Here is a 17,004-nt window from a genome sequence, read left to right on the forward strand (position 1 = left end):
AGTTTTAGGTGTTGTTAAAACCTTATAGTTAAGGTTATAGAGGTTTAATAAAGGAGCCAAATCATGTCAAAACAACAAATCGGTGTTATTGGAATGGCAGTTATGGGGCGAAATCTTGCGCTCAATATTGAAAGTCGTGGATTTTCTGTTGCTATTTATAATCGCTCTAAAGATAAAACAGAACAAGTCATGGCTGAACATTCTGATAAGAAATTGGTTCCTTATTATACAATTGAAGATTTTGTCAATTCTTTAGAAAAACCACGCCGTATCCTAATTATGGTGCAAGCAGGTAAAGGTACTGATGCAGTAATTGATGAGTTGCGTCCACTTTTAGATAAAGGTGATATTATTATCGATGGTGGGAATGCCTATTTTGAAGATACAATTCGTCGTAACAAAACATTGTTAGCAGAAGGATTTAACTTTATTGGTACTGGTGTTTCAGGTGGTGAAGAGGGAGCGTTAAAAGGCCCATCAATTATGCCTGGTGGGCAAAAAGAGGCTTATGAATTAGTTGCACCAATATTAGAGAAGATTGCAGCTAAGGCTAATGGTGAGCCTTGTGTTGCTTATATAGGTCCAAATGGTGCTGGTCATTATGTAAAAATGGCACATAACGGCATTGAGTATGGCGATATGCAGCTGATAGCTGAAAGCTATTCGGTATTAAAACATGCTGTTGGTTTAACTAATGATGAACTTGCTGAGGTGTTTACCGATTGGAATAAAGGCGAGTTAGACAGTTATTTAATCGAAATTACCGCTGATATCTTTAAGCATAAAGACGAAAACGGTAATTATTTAATTGATGTGATTTTAGATGCGGCAGGCAATAAAGGTACAGGTAAATGGACTAGCCAAAGTGCTTTAGATTTGGGTGAGCCTTTATCTTTAATCACTGAGTCTGTATTTGCTCGTTATCTATCAGCAATTAAAGATCAGCGAGTTGCGGCAGCAAAAGTGTTAAAAGGTCCTCAAAAAGCGCCTTATAGTGGTGATAAGCAGGAGCTCATAGAAAAAGTCCGTAAAGCACTGTATATGGGTAAAATTATCTCTTATGCACAAGGTTTTGCACAGCTAAAAGCCGCTTCTCATAAATATCAATGGAATTTAAATTATGGTGAAATAGCTAAGATTTTTAGAGCAGGGTGTATAATTCGTGCACAGTTTCTTCAAAAAATTACTGACGCTTATGCCGATAATAATGAGATTGATAATTTGTTGTTAGCACCTTATTTTAATCAAACGGTTGATGCTTACCAACAATCATTACGTGATGTGGTCTCTTTAGCGGTACAACAAGGTATTGCTGTTCCAACACTTTCGGCGGCAATAGCTTATTATGATAGCTATCGTTCGGAGGTATTACCTGCTAATTTAATTCAAGCACAGCGAGATTATTTTGGTGCACATACTTATCAACGTATTGATAAAGAGGGTGTGTTCCATACTGATTGGCTAAATATTAAATCATAGTGTATTCAATCATAGTGTATTCAATCAATAATCTTATATGGGTATACAAAAGTGCAGGTAAGTTTTGTACTTTTGTTTATTTGTTTTTCTTATTGAGCTTTTCTTTTTTTATATTTTAATATCTCATAAATACTTGTCATTATTGACTTTTAATTTGTCAAGAAATTTCATTTATTAAAAAATCTAGGAAAGCACAATATATGGTGTATAATTTGCAGAGATTCACTACATATAGTATTAAATAAACACATGTTAATACTGATATAAAAGCTACACTAATCGCTAATTATTAATGAATATTGAGGAGTATATATGTCCGTAGTAATTAAACGGGATGGTTGTCAAACCGCATTTAATGAAGATCGGATTAGAGATGCTATTGTTAAAGCAGCCCTTGCTGCTAATGTTAATGATCCAGATTATTGCGCAATGGTTGCTCGTGTTGTTACTAATCAAATGAGCGAACGTGAAAGTGTTGATATCAACGAAATTCAAAATGCAGTTGAAAATCAGTTAATGTCAGGTCCTTATAAAAAATTAGCGAGAACTTATATTGAGTATCGTCATGATCGTGATCGTGCTCGTGAAGAACGTAGCCGTCTAAATCAAGATATTCGAGGGTTAATTGAGCAAAGTAATGTCGCCATTTTAAATGAAAATGCTAACAAAGATAGCAAGGTGATTCCGACTCAGCGTGATTTACTTGCGGGTATTGTAGCAAGGCATTATGCAAAGCAGTATTTGTTACCTAAGGATATTTCTCGTGCTCATGATTGTGGTGAAATACATTATCATGATTTAGATTATGCGCCATTCTTCCCTATGTTTAATTGTATGTTAATTGACTTAGATGGTATGTTAACGAATGGTTTTAAAATGGGTAATGCTGAGATCGAACCACCAAAATCAATTGCAACAGCAACTGCGGTAACTGCGCAAATTATAGCACAAGTGGCTAGCCATATTTATGGTGGCACGACCATTAATCGTATCGATGAGGTTTTAGCAAAGTTTGTTACTATTAGTTATAACAAACACAAACAAGTGGCTGAAGAGTGGAATATTCCTAATTCAGAAGCTTATGCTAAAAGTCGTACTCAAAAAGAGTGCTATGATGCGTTTCAATCCCTTGAATATGAAGTAAACACCTTACACACTGCTAATGGACAAACTCCGTTCGTTACTTTTGGCTTTGGTTTAGGGACTAGTTGGGAGTCACGTTTAATTCAAGAATCGATTTTAAAAGTTCGTATCAAAGGCTTAGGTAAAAAACATAAAACAGCTGTTTTCCCCAAACTGGTATTTGCCATTAAAGATGGTATTAACCATAAACAGGGCGATGTTAATTATGATATTAAAAAACTTGCACTTGAGTGTGCAAGTAAACGGATGTACCCAGATATTTTAAATTACGATAAAGTTGTTGAGGTGACGGGTTCATTTAAAACACCAATGGGTTGTCGAAGTTTCTTGGGTGTTTATGAAGAAAACGGTCAGTTAATTCATGATGGGCGCAATAATTTAGGTGTAATTAGTCTAAATTTGCCTCGTATAGCTATTGAAGCTAAAGGTGATGAAGCTCGATTTTGGGAAATTTTAGATAAACGTTTAGAACTATGTAAAAAAGCGTTAATGACGCGTATTGCTAGACTTGATGGCGTAAAAGCACGAGTGGCACCAATTTTATATATGGAAGGTGCTTGTGGTGTAAGGCTTAACGAAGATGACAATGTTTCTGAAATTTTCAAAAACGGGCGAGCTTCAATTTCTTTAGGTTATATTGGTCTTCATGAAACATTAAATGCACTTTACGGAAATCAAACACATCCATTTGATAGTGATAAATTACGCGAAAAAGGTGTGGCAATTGTTGAGCGTTTACGTAATGCGGTAGATCAATGGAAGAGCGAAACCGGTTATGGGTTTAGTTTATATAGCACACCAAGCGAAAATTTATGTGATCGATTTTGCCGACTTGATACGGCCGAATTTGGCGTAATTCCAGGTGTTACTGATAAAGGTTATTACACTAACAGTTTCCATCTTGATGTTGAGAAGAAGGTTAATCCGTACGAAAAAATTGAATTTGAAAAACCTTATCCTCAAATTGCCAATGGTGGTTTCATCTGCTACGGTGAATATCCAAATATGATTAACAATATCAAAGCATTAGAAGATGTTTGGGATTATAGTTATTCTCGAGTTCCTTATTATGGAACTAATACGCCAATAGATGAATGTTATGAATGTGGTTATACCGGTGAATTTTCTTGTACCAGTAAAGGCTTTGTTTGTCCAAGTTGTGGTAATCATGATTCTTCAAAAGTATCGGTTACTCGTCGTGTTTGTGGATATTTAGGTAGTCCTGATGCTCGCCCATTCAATTCAGGTAAACAAGAAGAAGTAAAACGTCGAGTTAAACATTTAAATAATGGTCAAATTGGTTAATAATCAATAAATATTTATGAATTATCATCGTTATTATCCTGTTGATGTTGTTAATGGGGAAGGAACTCGCTGTGTTCTTTTTGTTGCTGGCTGTGTACATCAGTGCCCAGGTTGCTATAACAAAAGAACATGGGGCGTAAATTCTGGTTTACCATTTACACAAGCACTTGAAGATCAAATCATTAAAGATTTACAAGATACTGAAATAAAACGTCAAGGATTATCGCTTTCTGGCGGTGATCCTTTGCATCCTCAAAACGTTCCAACTATATTAAAACTGGTCCAACGTGTTAAATCTGAATGTGATAATAAAGATATTTGGCTTTGGACTGGGTATAAGCTTGATGAGTTAACAGCTGAACAACAAGCGGTTATTCCTTATATTGATGTGTTAATTGATGGAAAATTTGTGCAAGAACTTGCTGATCCTCGTCTATTATGGCGAGGAAGCAGCAATCAAATTATCCATCGTTTTAAATAAAAATCATGGGCTAATTATGGGATTTATGTAAATTTAGAAGATAAGAAATAGCTTCTCGGTAGTTAATTTCAAGATTTTCGCTACTTGACGAAGTGATATGCAAATCAGTGATTTTGCCATTATGAATCCCATAAACCCAACCATGTAAATTAACTTTTTGGCTTCGTTGCCATGCGGATTGAATAATTGTGGAGTGTCCAAGATTGTATACTTGTTCAATTACATTAAGTTCACATAAAACATCCAAACGGATATCGGGTGGAAATTCCCCTAGAAGTGAGCTGTTTCGAAACCAAAGATCACGAATATGCAGTAACCAGTTATTAATTAGCCCTAAATCAGGATTTTCAACCGCATCACGAATTCCACCACAACCTAAATGACCACAAACAATGATATCTTCAATTTTAAGTACATCCACTGCATATTGAACGACAGATAAACAGTTTAAATCAGTGTGTATTACAAGATTACCGACATTACGATGCACAAATAATTCACCAGGCTTTAACTTAATGAGTTTTTCTGCTGACACACGACTGTCCGAACAGCCGATCCATAAAAATTTCGGGTTTTGTTCAACGGCAAGTTGTTTAAAAAATTCAGGATCTTCTTGCTCTATTTTTTCTGACCATTCATGGTTAAAACGGATCAAATCGTTTACATCAAACATAATTAATATTTCCCAATATATTTCATTATTATTTTTTATTTTAAGTTATTCAATATGCTGAATCTTACTTTTCATTATTAATTTACGCCACAAAGGAGTTGTTAATAGTTTGGCTTTAACAATTTTACTATAAAGTTTGAAGCGTAATGGTATTGTACGTTGATAATAACATTTATTAGGTTTTGGATGGCCACTATTTAATATTTTACTTAAAATTTCAGCGCTATCTAAAGCATAGCTAATACCTTCTAACGAACTAGCACTAATAAAACCAGCTGCTTCACCAATTAAAAAAATATTTTCATTACCAGTATAAAAATCACGTAGCCGATTTGGATAAACCACTAAACATTTTTCTGTTTTGAGAGGTTTGCCAAAAATAAAACCTTGTGTAGTCAATTTTTCTTTTAATTGTTCAAAATTTTGATTCGCTACTTTTTTAGGAAAAGCACCGCCAAAGATAAAATAACCATTTTTTGAAATACTCCACGAGTAGCAATTTGTTAATTCATTGTCGAATATACAAGAATTAAATGGAGTTGGATGTTGCTCTATAAACCATTGTTGTATCGCTACATATTGTCTTATCGTATGTTGAGGATATCGCATTCGTCTAACCAGAGAATTGGCTCCGTCAGCACCGACTACATATTGAGCAGTGGCGTTGTGTTCATTTTTATTTCCATCAAGATAAGTGATCTGATAACCATCAATAATGCGCCTTACTTCTTTACAGAGTGTATTATGAAGAACGGTTACATTTGATGGTATTAGTGACTTTAGCCACAGATCAAATTTGTGCCGTTCAAAACTTACATAACTTCGCTGATAATTGCGAACAAGTTTGGTTTGTAAGTCATAAGTTTTGACACTAAAAATTTGAGGATCAGTTAAAATATCAGCTGGTAAGTTTATATTTTGCCTAGCAAAGGCTTTTTGTGCATCATCTGCTAATAGTCCCCCACAAGGTTTATGAAATCCGCCATTTCCCGTTTTATGTTTTGTATCTAATGCAATGACTTTGAATGAAGGACTCAGTAAACGGGCTAGCGTACTACCAGCTGGTCCTAGTCCTATAATTGCGATATCGTAATCCATGTTATTGTGTAGTTTGTTTTACCATGTTTAAAAACCATTTATGTTAGCAAATTAAATTATATGTGACTATTAAAAATGAGCACTTCTCTATGCCAGTTAACTTGTAAAAAAGTTTCAGATAACTATGTGTTTCAGTATAAAATTATGCGACAGATTATTATTAATCTGGATATTCTTTCTGATGAGTTTTGCCAAGAAAAACCATAGTCAAATCCTACAACTTTATGTACACCTTAAATAATTAAGCGTTGATCATTATCTTTAATAACCAAAACACCTTTATGGCGTAACATGTCATTGCCATATTGTTCGATTATACTTTCTATAAATGCGCCGATTTTTTTAGATCGAGTTCATCCACTTCAAAAAGATATGAATAAACTAAGTCATGGGTGTTTGATCTGGATGAGTGAGCTTTATATGCTGAACATAATTATCATAATCAGCGATGCCAACCATTAATTTAGCGGCTTGGCCAAGATACTTTACTGTTTTCACAAGTGAATCAAATATATTTTTCTGTCGATTGAATATTATCGTATTGAAATAAGGGCACCTTGTGGTATATGTCATATAACCCAAATTATATGTCAATATAGTATATTGACTATAAGGCGCTAATTTGTTTTAGTCAATCTTTGATTAATTGTAATTATTTATTCGATTCAAAATAAGATAAAATTTTGAACTTATTAATTTTTAGTTGTTTTTAGAGATCTCAAAAAAGTGATATTTTCAATTTTTAATGAAATTCATTTAACTATTAGTAAATAGCTTTTATAATATTTACCAATTTATCACGCATAAGAGTTAACAATGGAAAAGTTTCACGTAACAGGCCCAACATCGCTAAATGGCGAAGTGATTATTTCTGGCGCAAAAAATGCTGCGCTACCCATTTTATTTTCTGCAATTTTGGCAGAAAAACCAGTAGAACTTCGAAATGTTCCTAAGTTAAAAGATATCGATACAACTTTGGAATTGTTAGGCCAGCTAGGTGTAAAATATGAACGAAATGATTATATTCACCTTGATGCAGGTCATCTTAATAACTACTGTGCACCTTATGAGCTGGTAAAAACTATGCGTGCTTCAATTTGGGCTTTAGGTCCTCTTGTCGCTCGTTTTGGACAAGGACAAGTTTCATTACCTGGAGGTTGTGCTATTGGGGCAAGGCCTGTTGATCTTCATATTAGTGGTCTTGAGCAACTTGGTGCGGCAATCACACTTGATGAAGGCTATGTTAAAGCGTCGGTCAATGGAAAACTAAAAGGTACTCATATTGTCATGGATAAAGTGAGTGTTGGTGCTACTGTTACGATTATGTCAGCCGCAACTTTAGCTGAAGGAAAAACTATCATCGAAAATGCAGCATGTGAACCTGAAATTGTTGATACAGCTAAATTCTTAAATATGTTAGGCGCTAAAATCACTGGTGCTGGTACAATGCGTATTGAGATAGAAGGAGTTGAACGTTTAGGTGGTGGTGTACATGAAATAGTTCCTGATCGTATTGAAACAGGGACTTTTTTGGTTGCGGCAGCTATATCTAGAAGTAAAATTACTTGCCGTAAAACCGATCCAACCCTACTTGATGCGGTGCTTTCTAAATTGAAGGAAGCTGGTGCTAAAATTGAGGTAGGCGAAGATTGGATTTGTTTAGATATGCAAGGAAAAAGGGCGAAATCTGTTAACATTCATACTGCTCCGCATCCAGGTTTTCCTACAGATATGCAAGCACAATTCTCATTATTAAATATGGTTGCTGAAGGCACAGGAATCATTAAAGAAACCATTTTTGAAAATCGATTTATGCATGTACCTGAGCTAATTCGCATGGGTGCAAAGGCAGAAATTGAAGGTAATACCCTAATTACCCATGGTGTTGAAACATTGAGTGGTGCACAAGTGATGGCGACGGATTTACGGGCGTCAGCGAGTTTAGTTTTAGCTGGTTGTATTGCTGAAGGTTTAACTATTATTGATCGTATTTACCATATTGATCGAGGCTATGATAATATTGAGGCAAAATTAAGAAAATTAGGCGCAAATATTGAAAGGGTGAAATAATTTATTTTTGCCAAAAATTAATAAGTTGTTTGTTCAAAAGGAACGTAATTATGACAAAGCAAGCATTGGTGTTTTTATCAAATGGTTGTGAAGAAACAGAAGCTGTAACCACTATTGATTTATTAACCCGAGCTAATATTAAAGTTACTACTGCTAGTATTTCAAGTTCTCGTGAAATTGAATGTTCTCGAGGAGTAATCATTTTGGCTAAAAAAATCCTTTCGGATGTTCAATACATTGATTTTGATGTTGTTGTTTTACCTGGAGGTGTTAAAGGCGCTGAAAATTTTCGAGATTGTCCATTGTTAATCGAAAAATTGAAACAAACACACAAAAGTGGCGGTATTGTTGCTGCAATCTGTGCCTCTCCAGCTATGGTTTTACAACATCATAACTTATTTCCACATGCATATATGACTGGTTATCCAACCACTAAGGAGGCGTTTAAAAATTGGAAATCCGATAGAGTCTATTTTGATGAGTCGTATAAAGTCATTACTAGCCAAGGTCCCGCAACGTCTATTGATTTTGCTTTAAAAATTATAGATGCGTTGTTAGGCCGAATAAAAGCAGCCCAGATTGCTCAGCAATTAGTTCTTCCTTTGGGAATTGAATCCTATCAATAAATAGGCACTAAATGTCAAATTCACATTTGTATGAAAAATTAGTTAAAAGAGCGACGCTAGGCGCTGTTTCAATCTCTATTTCCTTAATTTTAATTAAATTTATTACTTGTTGGTTTACCGGTTCAATAAGTTTATTTGCTTCATTATTAGATTCAAGTATCGATTTACTTGCTTCTGGTGTTAACTTTTTTTTAGTTTGTTATGCACTAAAGCCTGCAGATGCTGATCATACTTTTGGTCATGGCAAGGCAGAATCTTTGGCAGCATTATTACAAAGTGCGTTTATTATTGGTTCTGCAATAATTTTATTACTTTCTAGTATTCGCTCTTTTATTTATCCGAATGAACTGCAGGAACCTTTATTGGGAATTATTGTTTCAACTGTTTCTGCTGTAGTGACATGCATTCTTGTTTTATATCAAAGATATGTTGTAAAAATCACTAAAAGTAATGCTATTCAAGCTGATATGTTGCATTATTCTTCCGACATGTTGTTGAATATTGCTGTTATAATTGCACTTTGTTTAAGTTGGTATGGCATTACTTATGCTGATGCGGCCTTTGCATTTTTTATTGCTTTGTATATTTGTTATAATGCTTATCACATTGCACATAATGCAATTAAAGACCTATTAGATCACGCTTTACCAGATAGTGATAATTTGCGAATAGCTGAAATTGTGGCTTCATATCCAGATGTAAGAGGTTTTCATGATCTAAAGACCCGCCAAGCAGGACCTCTAAAATTTATTCAATTGCATCTTGAATTAGACGATGATATGCCTTTAATCACTGCTCATGCCATTGCTGATGCTATTGAAAAACATATTTCTAAAGAATTTTCTCCTGCAACAGTGATTATTCATCAAGATCCAATTTCTGTTGTACCCATCGAAATGATGAAGTAGAAAAATTAATCAAAAATAGCTTTTATTATCTATTGTTAGATATCTGTTAAGACTCTATAATAACTAAAAGTTAATAATTTGGAGTTATTTTATATGATAAAAAAAATAGGTATTTTAACCAGTGGTGGCGATGCTCCAGGAATGAATGCTGCTATTCGAGGTGTAGTGAGAACAGCATTATCAGAAGGGTTGGATGTTTTTGGTGTTTATGATGGTTATATGGGACTTTGCGAAGACCGCATTGTTCAACTAAAGCGTTCAAGTGTATCTGATATTATCACTCGTGGCGGTACATTTCTTGGATCGGCTAGATTTCCAGAGTTCAAAGATAAAGCTGTAAGACAAAAAGCCATTACTAACCTAAAAAAACATCAAATTGATGCTTTAGTTGTTATTGGTGGTGATGGTTCATATATGGGGGCAATGCGATTAACTGAAGAAGGTTTTCCATGTATCGGTTTACCCGGCACTATCGATAATGATATATGTGGTACCGATTATACTATTGGCTATTTTACTGCACTTAGTACAGCTGTTGAAGCAATTGATAGACTACGTGATACTTGTTCTTCACATAATCGAATTTCTATTATTGAAATTATGGGACGAGGTTGTGGTGATTTAACTTTAAATGCTTCTGTTGCTGGTGGGTGTGAATTTATGATTATTCCTGAGGTCTCTTATACTAAGGAAGATCTAATCGAAGAAATTAAATTTGGTTTTGCAAAAGGTAAAAAACATGCAATTGTGGCTGTAACAGAACATATGTGTGATGTGAACCAGCTTGCAGCAGATATTGAAGCCGAAGTTCATCATGAAACACGTGCAACGGTATTAGGTCATGTTCAACGTGGTGGTTCTCCTGTCCCTTATGATCGTATTTTGGGGTCTCGTATGGGAGCTTATGCTGTTGAATTGTTGCTACAAGGTTATTCTGGTAGAAGCGTTGGTGTACAAAATGGTAAATTAGTTCATCATAATATTATTGAAGCTATCAATAATATGAAACGTCCATTTGATATGGATCTATACAATACAGCTAAGCGATTATTTTAAACGTTAATTGTACCATTTAAGCATAATTAGTATTAGATAAATATCTGATTGTTTAATTAATAGGTGAGCTGTTGAAAGTGATATTTTATAACCGTCACCTATTTGTTTATCTGCTAACTCCTTTAAAATTAGTCGATATGGAATAGGCTTCTTTTAATAACAAAAGAGTTTTTATCTATCGAGTATGGATGTAAACCGCAGTAAACTAATTACACTGTTATATTGGTGATTTTATGTCACTACATTTTTTAGAAGGCAATGATCGTTTTTATGCTTGTGATGCTAATAATAAAGAAATAGCTGAAATGACTTTCACAAGAGTCGGAAAGGATAAAGCTACTATTAATCATACTTACGTTGATTCTGCGTATCGAGGTCAGGGTATTGCTGATAATTTATTAGACCTTGTAGTAGAAAAATTACAGCAAGAAAAGCGTGAGATTATTCCTATTTGCTCGTTTGCTATTAAGAAATTGGCTAGAAAATTAGATTAAAAGGCACTATCCTAAATTTTGTGTATTTACCCATTAAAGGTGACGGTATTCTGTCCCCAAATTTTATAATGAACCGACTTATAGCACTTTTCCAGTTTCGGATTGGTATAGTCCATTTTTCACAAGCGTGTTGTATTGCCAAATAAATGACTTTTTTAACTGAGTTATCGATCGGGAAAACTTTACATTTCTTGATGGTATGGCGAATAACACTGTTTACAGACTCTATTGCATTGGTGGGGTAACTTCGCTTTGTGAATATCCAGTGGGTAAGCACAAGATGCTTAGGTTTTCCTAGTTCTTATACGCCACGACTGGCTAATATAGCCCTATTTTTGATCCCAAGTAGACTCAAAATGCATTAATACTTGTGCTTGCTGTTCTATTATGACCTGATAAATCGCTTCCAAATCTTTTATTATCGCTTTACACAAATTTTTATTTTGTCGATAATCAATTAAATGATATCGACAGCACGATAGTAACTTGCATAAGTTCTTCCTTTCATTTTTTATGGAAAAATAAACTTTAGCTATTTAAATCAATAACGTTTGATTTTAATTAATAAATTTGCATTATTGATTAATAATACTACATATAGTGACAAATTCAATTAATAGGTACTACATATTGTATATTTTAATAAATATCAATTATCATAATTAAAAATATACTTTAACATTGGAATGAAAGAATGAATAAATCAATACTCGTTACCAAACGAGATGGAAAGGAAGAACCAATAAACCTTGATAAAATCCACCGTGTTATTACATGGGCAGCTGAAGGATTAGAAAATGTTTCTGTTTCTCAGGTTGAATTACGTTCACATATTCAATTTTATGATGGCATTCGTACATCGGATATTCATGAGACAATTATTCGTGCTGCTGCCGATCTGATCTCACAAGAAGCGCCAGACTATCAATATTTAGCCGCACGATTAGCAATCTTTCATTTACGTAAAAAAGCCTTTAATCAATTTACACCACCTTCACTTTACGAACACGTTAAAAAATTGGTTGATAACGAACTTTATGATAAACACTTGCTTGAAGATTATACGCAAGAAGAGTTTGAACAAATGGATAAGATTATCGATCACTGGCGAGATATGTCTTTTTCGTATGCCGCAGTTAAACAGCTTGAAGGAAAATATCTAGTACAAAATCGCGTCACTGGCGAGATTTATGAAAGTGCGCAGTTTTTATATATTCTAGTTGCAGCTTGCCTTTTTGCTAATTATCCTAAAGATACACGCCTTATTTATATCAAACGCTTTTATGATGCCATTTCAACTTTCAAAATTTCGCTACCAACACCAATTATGGCGGGGGTTCGTACTCCTACCCGACAGTTTAGTTCTTGTGTGTTAATTGAGTGTGATGATAGTTTAGATTCTATTAACGCCACAGCAAGCGCTATTGTTAAATATGTATCACAACGAGCAGGAATTGGGGTTAATGCTGGGCGAATTCGTGCGTTAGGAAGCTCAATTCGTGGCGGTGAAGCTTTTCATACAGGATGTATTCCATTTTATAAATATTTCCAAACAGCGGTTAAATCTTGTTCGCAAGGTGGTGTGCGAGGAGGTGCAGCAACTGTTTTCTATCCTCTCTGGCATTTAGAAGTTGAAAGTTTATTAGTATTACGTAACAACCGTGGTGTTGAAGAAAATCGTGTTCGTCATTTAGACTATGGCGTACAAATCAATAAATTAATGTATCAACGTTTAATCAAAAACGAAAATATTACTCTATTTAGCCCATCGGACGTTCCTGGACTTTATGATGCCTTCTTTGCCGATCAAGATAAATTTGAAACACTTTATAAACAATATGAACAAGATCCAAATATTCGCAAACGCGAAGTTAAAGCCGTTGAACTCTTTGCATTATTAATGCAAGAGCGCGCATCAACTGGGCGTATTTATATCCAAAATGTCGATCACTGTAATACTCACAGCCCATTTAATGCTCAATTAGCACCTGTTCATCAATCTAATTTATGTATGGAAATTGCACTGCCAACAAAACCGCTTAATAACGTTAATGATGAACATGGCGAAATTGCCCTTTGCACATTATCAGCCTTTAATTTAGGTAAAATAGAATCTCTAGATGACTTTGAAGAGTTAGCCGATTTAGCGGTACGCGCTCTTGATTCACTACTTGATTACCAAAATTATCCTGTACCTGCAGCTCGTCATTCTTCATTAAATCGTCGCACATTAGGTATTGGTGTTATTAACTATGCCTATTATTTAGCAAAACATGGGGTTAAATATTCCGATGGCAGTGCCAACAATTTAACTCACCGTACCTTTGAAGCCATGCAATACTATTTGCTAAAAGCATCGAATAATCTAGCTAAAGAAAAGGGTGCTTGCCCATTATTTAGTCAAACCACATATTCGCAAGGTATTTTACCTATTGATACTTATAAAAAAGATTTAGATACCATTACTAAAGAGCCGTTACACTATGACTGGGAATCACTACGAGCATCAATTAAAACCTATGGACTTCGTAATTCGACATTATCGGCATTAATGCCATCAGAAACTTCGTCACAAATTTCCAATGCAACAAATGGTATTGAACCACCACGTGGTTTTATTAGTGTAAAAGCATCAAAAGATGGTATTTTAAAACAAGTGGTTCCTGAGTATAACCATCTGAAAAATTTTTACGAATTACTTTGGCAAATTCCAAATAACACTGGTTATTTACAATTAGTTGGCATCATGCAGAAATTTATTGATCAATCAATTTCTGCTAATACTAATTATGACCCAGCTAAGTTCCCAAATAATAAAGTACCCATGAAACAGCTATTATCAGACTTATTGACTGCTTATAAATTTGGCGTAAAAACACTCTATTATCATAATACACGCGATGGCGCTGAAGATATTCAAGGTGATATTGTTTCAACAACCCATTCGGATGATGGCTGTGAAGGTGGCGCTTGCAAAATTTAACCTTGATTAAAACTAAATAGCTACACGCTAAAATTCAATTTTTTATCGGGGGAAAACTAGTAATTTCCCCATTCAACTTGCCTTTTACACTGTCAAAAGGAAGCGGTAAAAGCAACAGTAAATGAGTAGGAGTTCTTTTATGAGTATGAATTACAGTACCTTTTCGCAAGTGCATAACGACCAGCTTAAAGAACCAATGTTCCTTGGACAATCAGTGAATGTTGCGCGTTATGATCAACAAAAATATGAGATGTTTGAAAAGCTAATTGAAAAACAACTTTCTTTTTTTTGGCGCCCAGAAGAAGTCGATATTTCACAAGACCGTATTGATTATGCTGCGTTACCAGAGCATGAAAAACATATTTTTATCAGCAATTTAAAATATCAAACTCTGCTTGATTCCATCCAAGGCCGTAGCCCTAATGTTGCTTTACTGCCACTTATTTCAATACCTGAATTGGAAACATGGGTAGAAACTTGGTCGTTTTCTGAAACCATTCATTCTCGTTCATATACTCATATCATTCGTAATATCGTTAACGATCCATCTGTGGTTTTTGATGATATTGTCATTAATAAAGAAATTCAAAAACGTGCTGGTGACATTGCAGGTTATTATGATGATCTTATTAGCTATGCAAGTTACTATAATTTATTTGGTGAAGGTGAACATAACATCAATAATCGCACTGTTTGCATTAATTTACGTGAACTTAAAAAGAAACTTTACTTATGTTTAATGAGTGTCAATGCACTTGAGGCTATTCGCTTCTATGTTAGTTTTGCTTGCTCATTTGCTTTTGCTGAACGAGAACTAATGGAAGGGAATGCCAAAATCATAAAACTTATTGCCCGTGACGAAGCGCTGCATTTAACAGGCACTCAGTTTATGATCAACACACTACGCAGTGGTGAAGATGATCCCGAAATGTCTGAAATTGCCAAAGAGTGTGAACAAGATTGTTATAACCTATTTTTACAAGCCGCTAATCAAGAAAAACAATGGGCCGAATACCTGTTTGAGGGCGGCTCAATGATTGGTTTAAATAAAGATATATTATGCCAATATGTCGAGTATATAACGAACATTCGTATGCAAGCGGTCGGGCTAAAATTACCCTTTGAAGCTAAATCCAATCCAATCCCATGGATCAATAACTGGCTTGTTTCTGATAATGTGCAAGTAGCACCGCAAGAAGCCGAAATGAGCTCATATTTAGTTGGACAAATTGATTCTGAAATTAATGAAGATGATTTAAGTGATTTCAAATTATAATTTTTACATTAAAACATATAATTAACCAGAAATATCTTGACAAAAGGAGCATATTACTGCTCCTTAAAATATCAGTGCTATTCCAAATAATAAACTTTTGCTTGATAATAACACTATATCGGGTAAAGATTTTGATAAAACCTTTATATTCCAACGACCTTTTCCCAAAGAAGCCTGATTTCGCAATAATCGGAGATATCAATATTATTGTGTTGATGTTCAGCCATTATTATGCCAAGGAAGACAAAAATAAAGCATCCACAAAATCATTCACCAATCACTACAAAAATCAAAATAAAATCAATATTCTTCATAAAAGTTATAGCTGAGATCCTTCAAAAATACCTTTCATGTTATTCATCATAACCAGTCCCTAATACACGCAGAAAATCAAATGCTTAATAAATCAGGTCAAGTTATAAAAACGAAAAATAGGGAGCCTGAAGACATCTTTGATTTTGAAAAGGATTTACCCGAGCCCTATCCTTACAATAAATTAATGATAGATGTAAAAAAAGCCCATATGTTATTTACGGATTCGTTGTTTGAACGCGGTCTGGATGATAATAGTAAAATGCCGAAGGCAGCACAATTAGAACATTTAAACAGTTAAAAAAGAAGACCGTGTTCGCCGTATTAGAAAGATTTAATCAGCAAGGTATTAAAATTAACCATATTGAAATATCCGCAGATGGTGATGTCAAAAATCAATATCTGGATAATCAAGGCAATGTATTATTGACCACTGACGAGGTTAAAGACCAAAATGACCCTCAGCTTTATGATGACTTACCATTCAACCCTGATGGGTTTGAAATAATACTGCAAAAGGCAAATACACAAAAATAATATAAAACAATAGTATTGTTTCTGATAATATGCAAGTTGCGCCACAAAAATCTGAACTACGCCTATAGTTAGTGGAACAAATTGATGCAAAATCAACGAGAACAATTTAAGCAACTTCAAATTATAACTAATGTATCAATCAAAAATTCACCAAATCCGCCTGCCCACAAACGAATGGGAAAGCTGAAAGAGTGATACGAACTTTGAATTGAGATGTGGCATAATTAGCAAATATTTAACGATTCAAAAGAGAGAAAACAAAAGCTCAAACGCTTTATTAATTTTTATAATACTGTTAAACCGCATAAAGTAATTTCAGGAAAAACGCCTTATGAGTTTTTAGAGATTATTTTAATCATGAAGTGTAAATAATTCGGCGTTTTCCTACATATTAGCTATCGAAAAATAAAAGATATCAGCGATAAATAAAATTCCTATAAATAGGCGTAGACTATTAACAGAACCTGAATTGATCGTATCAAACGATTTGTTTATATAAAATAAAGCGCCTATGCTAAACAATCCTTTATCCAAACTTTAAACCAAAAATCTTAATTAAAATT

The 17,004-nt window shown here is 34.4% G+C and carries 14 protein-coding genes and 3 pseudogenes; 13 read left to right on the top strand and 4 right to left on the bottom strand.

Features of this window, described 5'->3' with window-relative positions; all coding sequences use genetic code 11:
* Positions 1–63: 63 nt before the first annotated feature.
* From gndA to nrdG, 3 genes are all read left to right on the top strand, one after another.
* Positions 64–1,479: an NADP-dependent phosphogluconate dehydrogenase gene (gndA, locus tag A9G25_RS01705; RefSeq protein ID WP_065625460.1), complete on the top strand. Its 1,416-nt coding sequence runs from the start codon at positions 64–66 to the stop codon at positions 1,477–1,479.
* 312 nt (positions 1,480–1,791) lie between these two features.
* Positions 1,792–3,927: an anaerobic ribonucleoside-triphosphate reductase gene (nrdD, locus tag A9G25_RS01710; protein ID WP_065625461.1), complete on the top strand. Its 2,136-nt coding sequence runs from the start codon at positions 1,792–1,794 to the stop codon at positions 3,925–3,927.
* Between the two features lie 16 nt (positions 3,928–3,943).
* The gene (gene nrdG, locus A9G25_RS01715; protein ID WP_065625462.1) at positions 3,944–4,408 is read left to right on the top strand and encodes an anaerobic ribonucleoside-triphosphate reductase-activating protein; all 465 of its coding nucleotides are present in this window, start codon (positions 3,944–3,946) and stop codon (positions 4,406–4,408) included.
* A gap of 10 nt (positions 4,409–4,418) precedes the next feature.
* On the opposite strand, the gene can is transcribed toward nrdG, so the two are convergent.
* The 3 genes and pseudogenes from can to A9G25_RS01730 form a co-directional block, all read right to left on the bottom strand.
* Positions 4,419–5,081: a carbonate dehydratase gene (gene can / locus A9G25_RS01720; RefSeq protein ID WP_065625463.1), complete on the bottom strand. Its 663-nt coding sequence runs from the start codon at positions 5,079–5,081 to the stop codon at positions 4,419–4,421.
* A gap of 45 nt (positions 5,082–5,126) precedes the next feature.
* Entirely contained in the window at positions 5,127–6,179 is a 1,053-nt protein-coding gene (locus tag A9G25_RS01725; protein ID WP_065625464.1) for an FAD-binding protein, read from the bottom strand.
* 384 nt (positions 6,180–6,563) lie between these two features.
* Positions 6,564–6,692 (bottom strand): annotated as a pseudogene (locus A9G25_RS01730) (YbdD/YjiX family protein); the annotation flags it as partial.
* A 303-nt stretch (positions 6,693–6,995) separates the two neighbouring features.
* On the opposite strand from A9G25_RS01730, the gene murA reads away from it, so the two are divergent.
* The 5 genes from murA (at position 6,996) to A9G25_RS01755 (ending at position 11,333) form a co-directional block, all read left to right on the top strand.
* Positions 6,996–8,249, top strand: coding sequence for a UDP-N-acetylglucosamine 1-carboxyvinyltransferase (murA, locus tag A9G25_RS01735; protein WP_065625466.1), 1,254 nt, complete (start codon positions 6,996–6,998; stop codon positions 8,247–8,249).
* 50 nt (positions 8,250–8,299) lie between these two features.
* A complete protein-coding gene (locus A9G25_RS01740; RefSeq protein ID WP_065625467.1) occupies positions 8,300–8,875 on the top strand; it encodes a DJ-1 family glyoxalase III in 576 nt (191 codons plus the stop codon).
* A gap of 11 nt (positions 8,876–8,886) precedes the next feature.
* A complete protein-coding gene (locus tag A9G25_RS01745; protein ID WP_065625468.1) occupies positions 8,887–9,783 on the top strand; it encodes a cation diffusion facilitator family transporter in 897 nt (298 codons plus the stop codon).
* A gap of 93 nt (positions 9,784–9,876) precedes the next feature.
* Entirely contained in the window at positions 9,877–10,839 is a 963-nt protein-coding gene (gene pfkA, locus A9G25_RS01750) for a 6-phosphofructokinase (protein ID WP_065625469.1), read from the top strand.
* A 233-nt stretch (positions 10,840–11,072) separates the two neighbouring features.
* Entirely contained in the window at positions 11,073–11,333 is a 261-nt protein-coding gene (locus tag A9G25_RS01755; protein WP_065625470.1) for a GNAT family N-acetyltransferase, read from the top strand.
* Here the strand turns inward: A9G25_RS01755 and A9G25_RS12205 are convergent.
* Positions 11,317–11,595, bottom strand: a pseudogene (locus A9G25_RS12205) (transposase); the annotation flags it as partial. The gene A9G25_RS01755 and the pseudogene A9G25_RS12205 sit on opposite strands and share 17 nt — an antisense overlap.
* A 432-nt stretch (positions 11,596–12,027) precedes the next feature.
* On the opposite strand from A9G25_RS12205, the gene nrdA reads away from it, so the two are divergent.
* The 5 genes and pseudogenes from nrdA to A9G25_RS13280 all read left to right on the top strand — a co-directional run.
* Positions 12,028–14,316: a class 1a ribonucleoside-diphosphate reductase subunit alpha gene (nrdA, locus tag A9G25_RS01760; protein WP_065625471.1), complete on the top strand. Its 2,289-nt coding sequence runs from the start codon at positions 12,028–12,030 to the stop codon at positions 14,314–14,316.
* A 145-nt stretch (positions 14,317–14,461) separates the two neighbouring features.
* Entirely contained in the window at positions 14,462–15,592 is a 1,131-nt protein-coding gene (gene nrdB, locus A9G25_RS01765; RefSeq protein ID WP_065625493.1) for a class Ia ribonucleoside-diphosphate reductase subunit beta, read from the top strand.
* Between the two features lie 394 nt (positions 15,593–15,986).
* A complete protein-coding gene (locus tag A9G25_RS01770; RefSeq protein WP_065625472.1) occupies positions 15,987–16,205 on the top strand; it encodes a hypothetical protein in 219 nt (72 codons plus the stop codon).
* A gap of 11 nt (positions 16,206–16,216) precedes the next feature.
* On the top strand, positions 16,217–16,441 hold the full coding sequence (locus tag A9G25_RS01775; protein ID WP_065625473.1) for a hypothetical protein: 225 nt from the start codon (positions 16,217–16,219) through the stop codon (positions 16,439–16,441).
* A gap of 134 nt (positions 16,442–16,575) precedes the next feature.
* Positions 16,576–16,813 (top strand): annotated as a pseudogene (locus A9G25_RS13280) (integrase core domain-containing protein); the annotation flags it as partial.
* Positions 16,814–17,004 lie beyond the last annotated feature (191 nt).

This window comes from Gilliamella sp. Bif1-4, assembly GCF_001690535.1.
Lineage (GTDB): Bacteria > Pseudomonadota > Gammaproteobacteria > Enterobacterales > Orbaceae > Gilliamella > Gilliamella bombi.

Bases quoted from the DNA above. Each gene is read 5' to 3' on its own strand.
- gndA (WP_065625460.1), top strand. From the start codon at position 64: ATGTCAAAACAACAAATCGGTGTTATTGGAATGGCAGTTATGGGGCGA.
- nrdD (WP_065625461.1), top strand. From the start codon at position 1,792: ATGTCCGTAGTAATTAAACGGGATGGTTGTCAAACCGCATTTAATGAA.
- nrdG (WP_065625462.1), top strand. From the start codon at position 3,944: ATGAATTATCATCGTTATTATCCTGTTGATGTTGTTAATGGGGAAGGA.
- can (WP_065625463.1), bottom strand. From the start codon at position 5,081: ATGTTTGATGTAAACGATTTGATCCGTTTTAACCATGAATGGTCAGAA.
- A9G25_RS01725 (WP_065625464.1), bottom strand. From the start codon at position 6,179: ATGGATTACGATATCGCAATTATAGGACTAGGACCAGCTGGTAGTACG.
- murA (WP_065625466.1), top strand. From the start codon at position 6,996: ATGGAAAAGTTTCACGTAACAGGCCCAACATCGCTAAATGGCGAAGTG.
- A9G25_RS01740 (WP_065625467.1), top strand. From the start codon at position 8,300: ATGACAAAGCAAGCATTGGTGTTTTTATCAAATGGTTGTGAAGAAACA.
- A9G25_RS01745 (WP_065625468.1), top strand. From the start codon at position 8,887: ATGTCAAATTCACATTTGTATGAAAAATTAGTTAAAAGAGCGACGCTA.
- pfkA (WP_065625469.1), top strand. From the start codon at position 9,877: ATGATAAAAAAAATAGGTATTTTAACCAGTGGTGGCGATGCTCCAGGA.
- A9G25_RS01755 (WP_065625470.1), top strand. From the start codon at position 11,073: ATGTCACTACATTTTTTAGAAGGCAATGATCGTTTTTATGCTTGTGAT.
- nrdA (WP_065625471.1), top strand. From the start codon at position 12,028: ATGAATAAATCAATACTCGTTACCAAACGAGATGGAAAGGAAGAACCA.
- nrdB (WP_065625493.1), top strand. From the start codon at position 14,462: ATGAATTACAGTACCTTTTCGCAAGTGCATAACGACCAGCTTAAAGAA.
- A9G25_RS01770 (WP_065625472.1), top strand. From the start codon at position 15,987: ATGCTTAATAAATCAGGTCAAGTTATAAAAACGAAAAATAGGGAGCCT.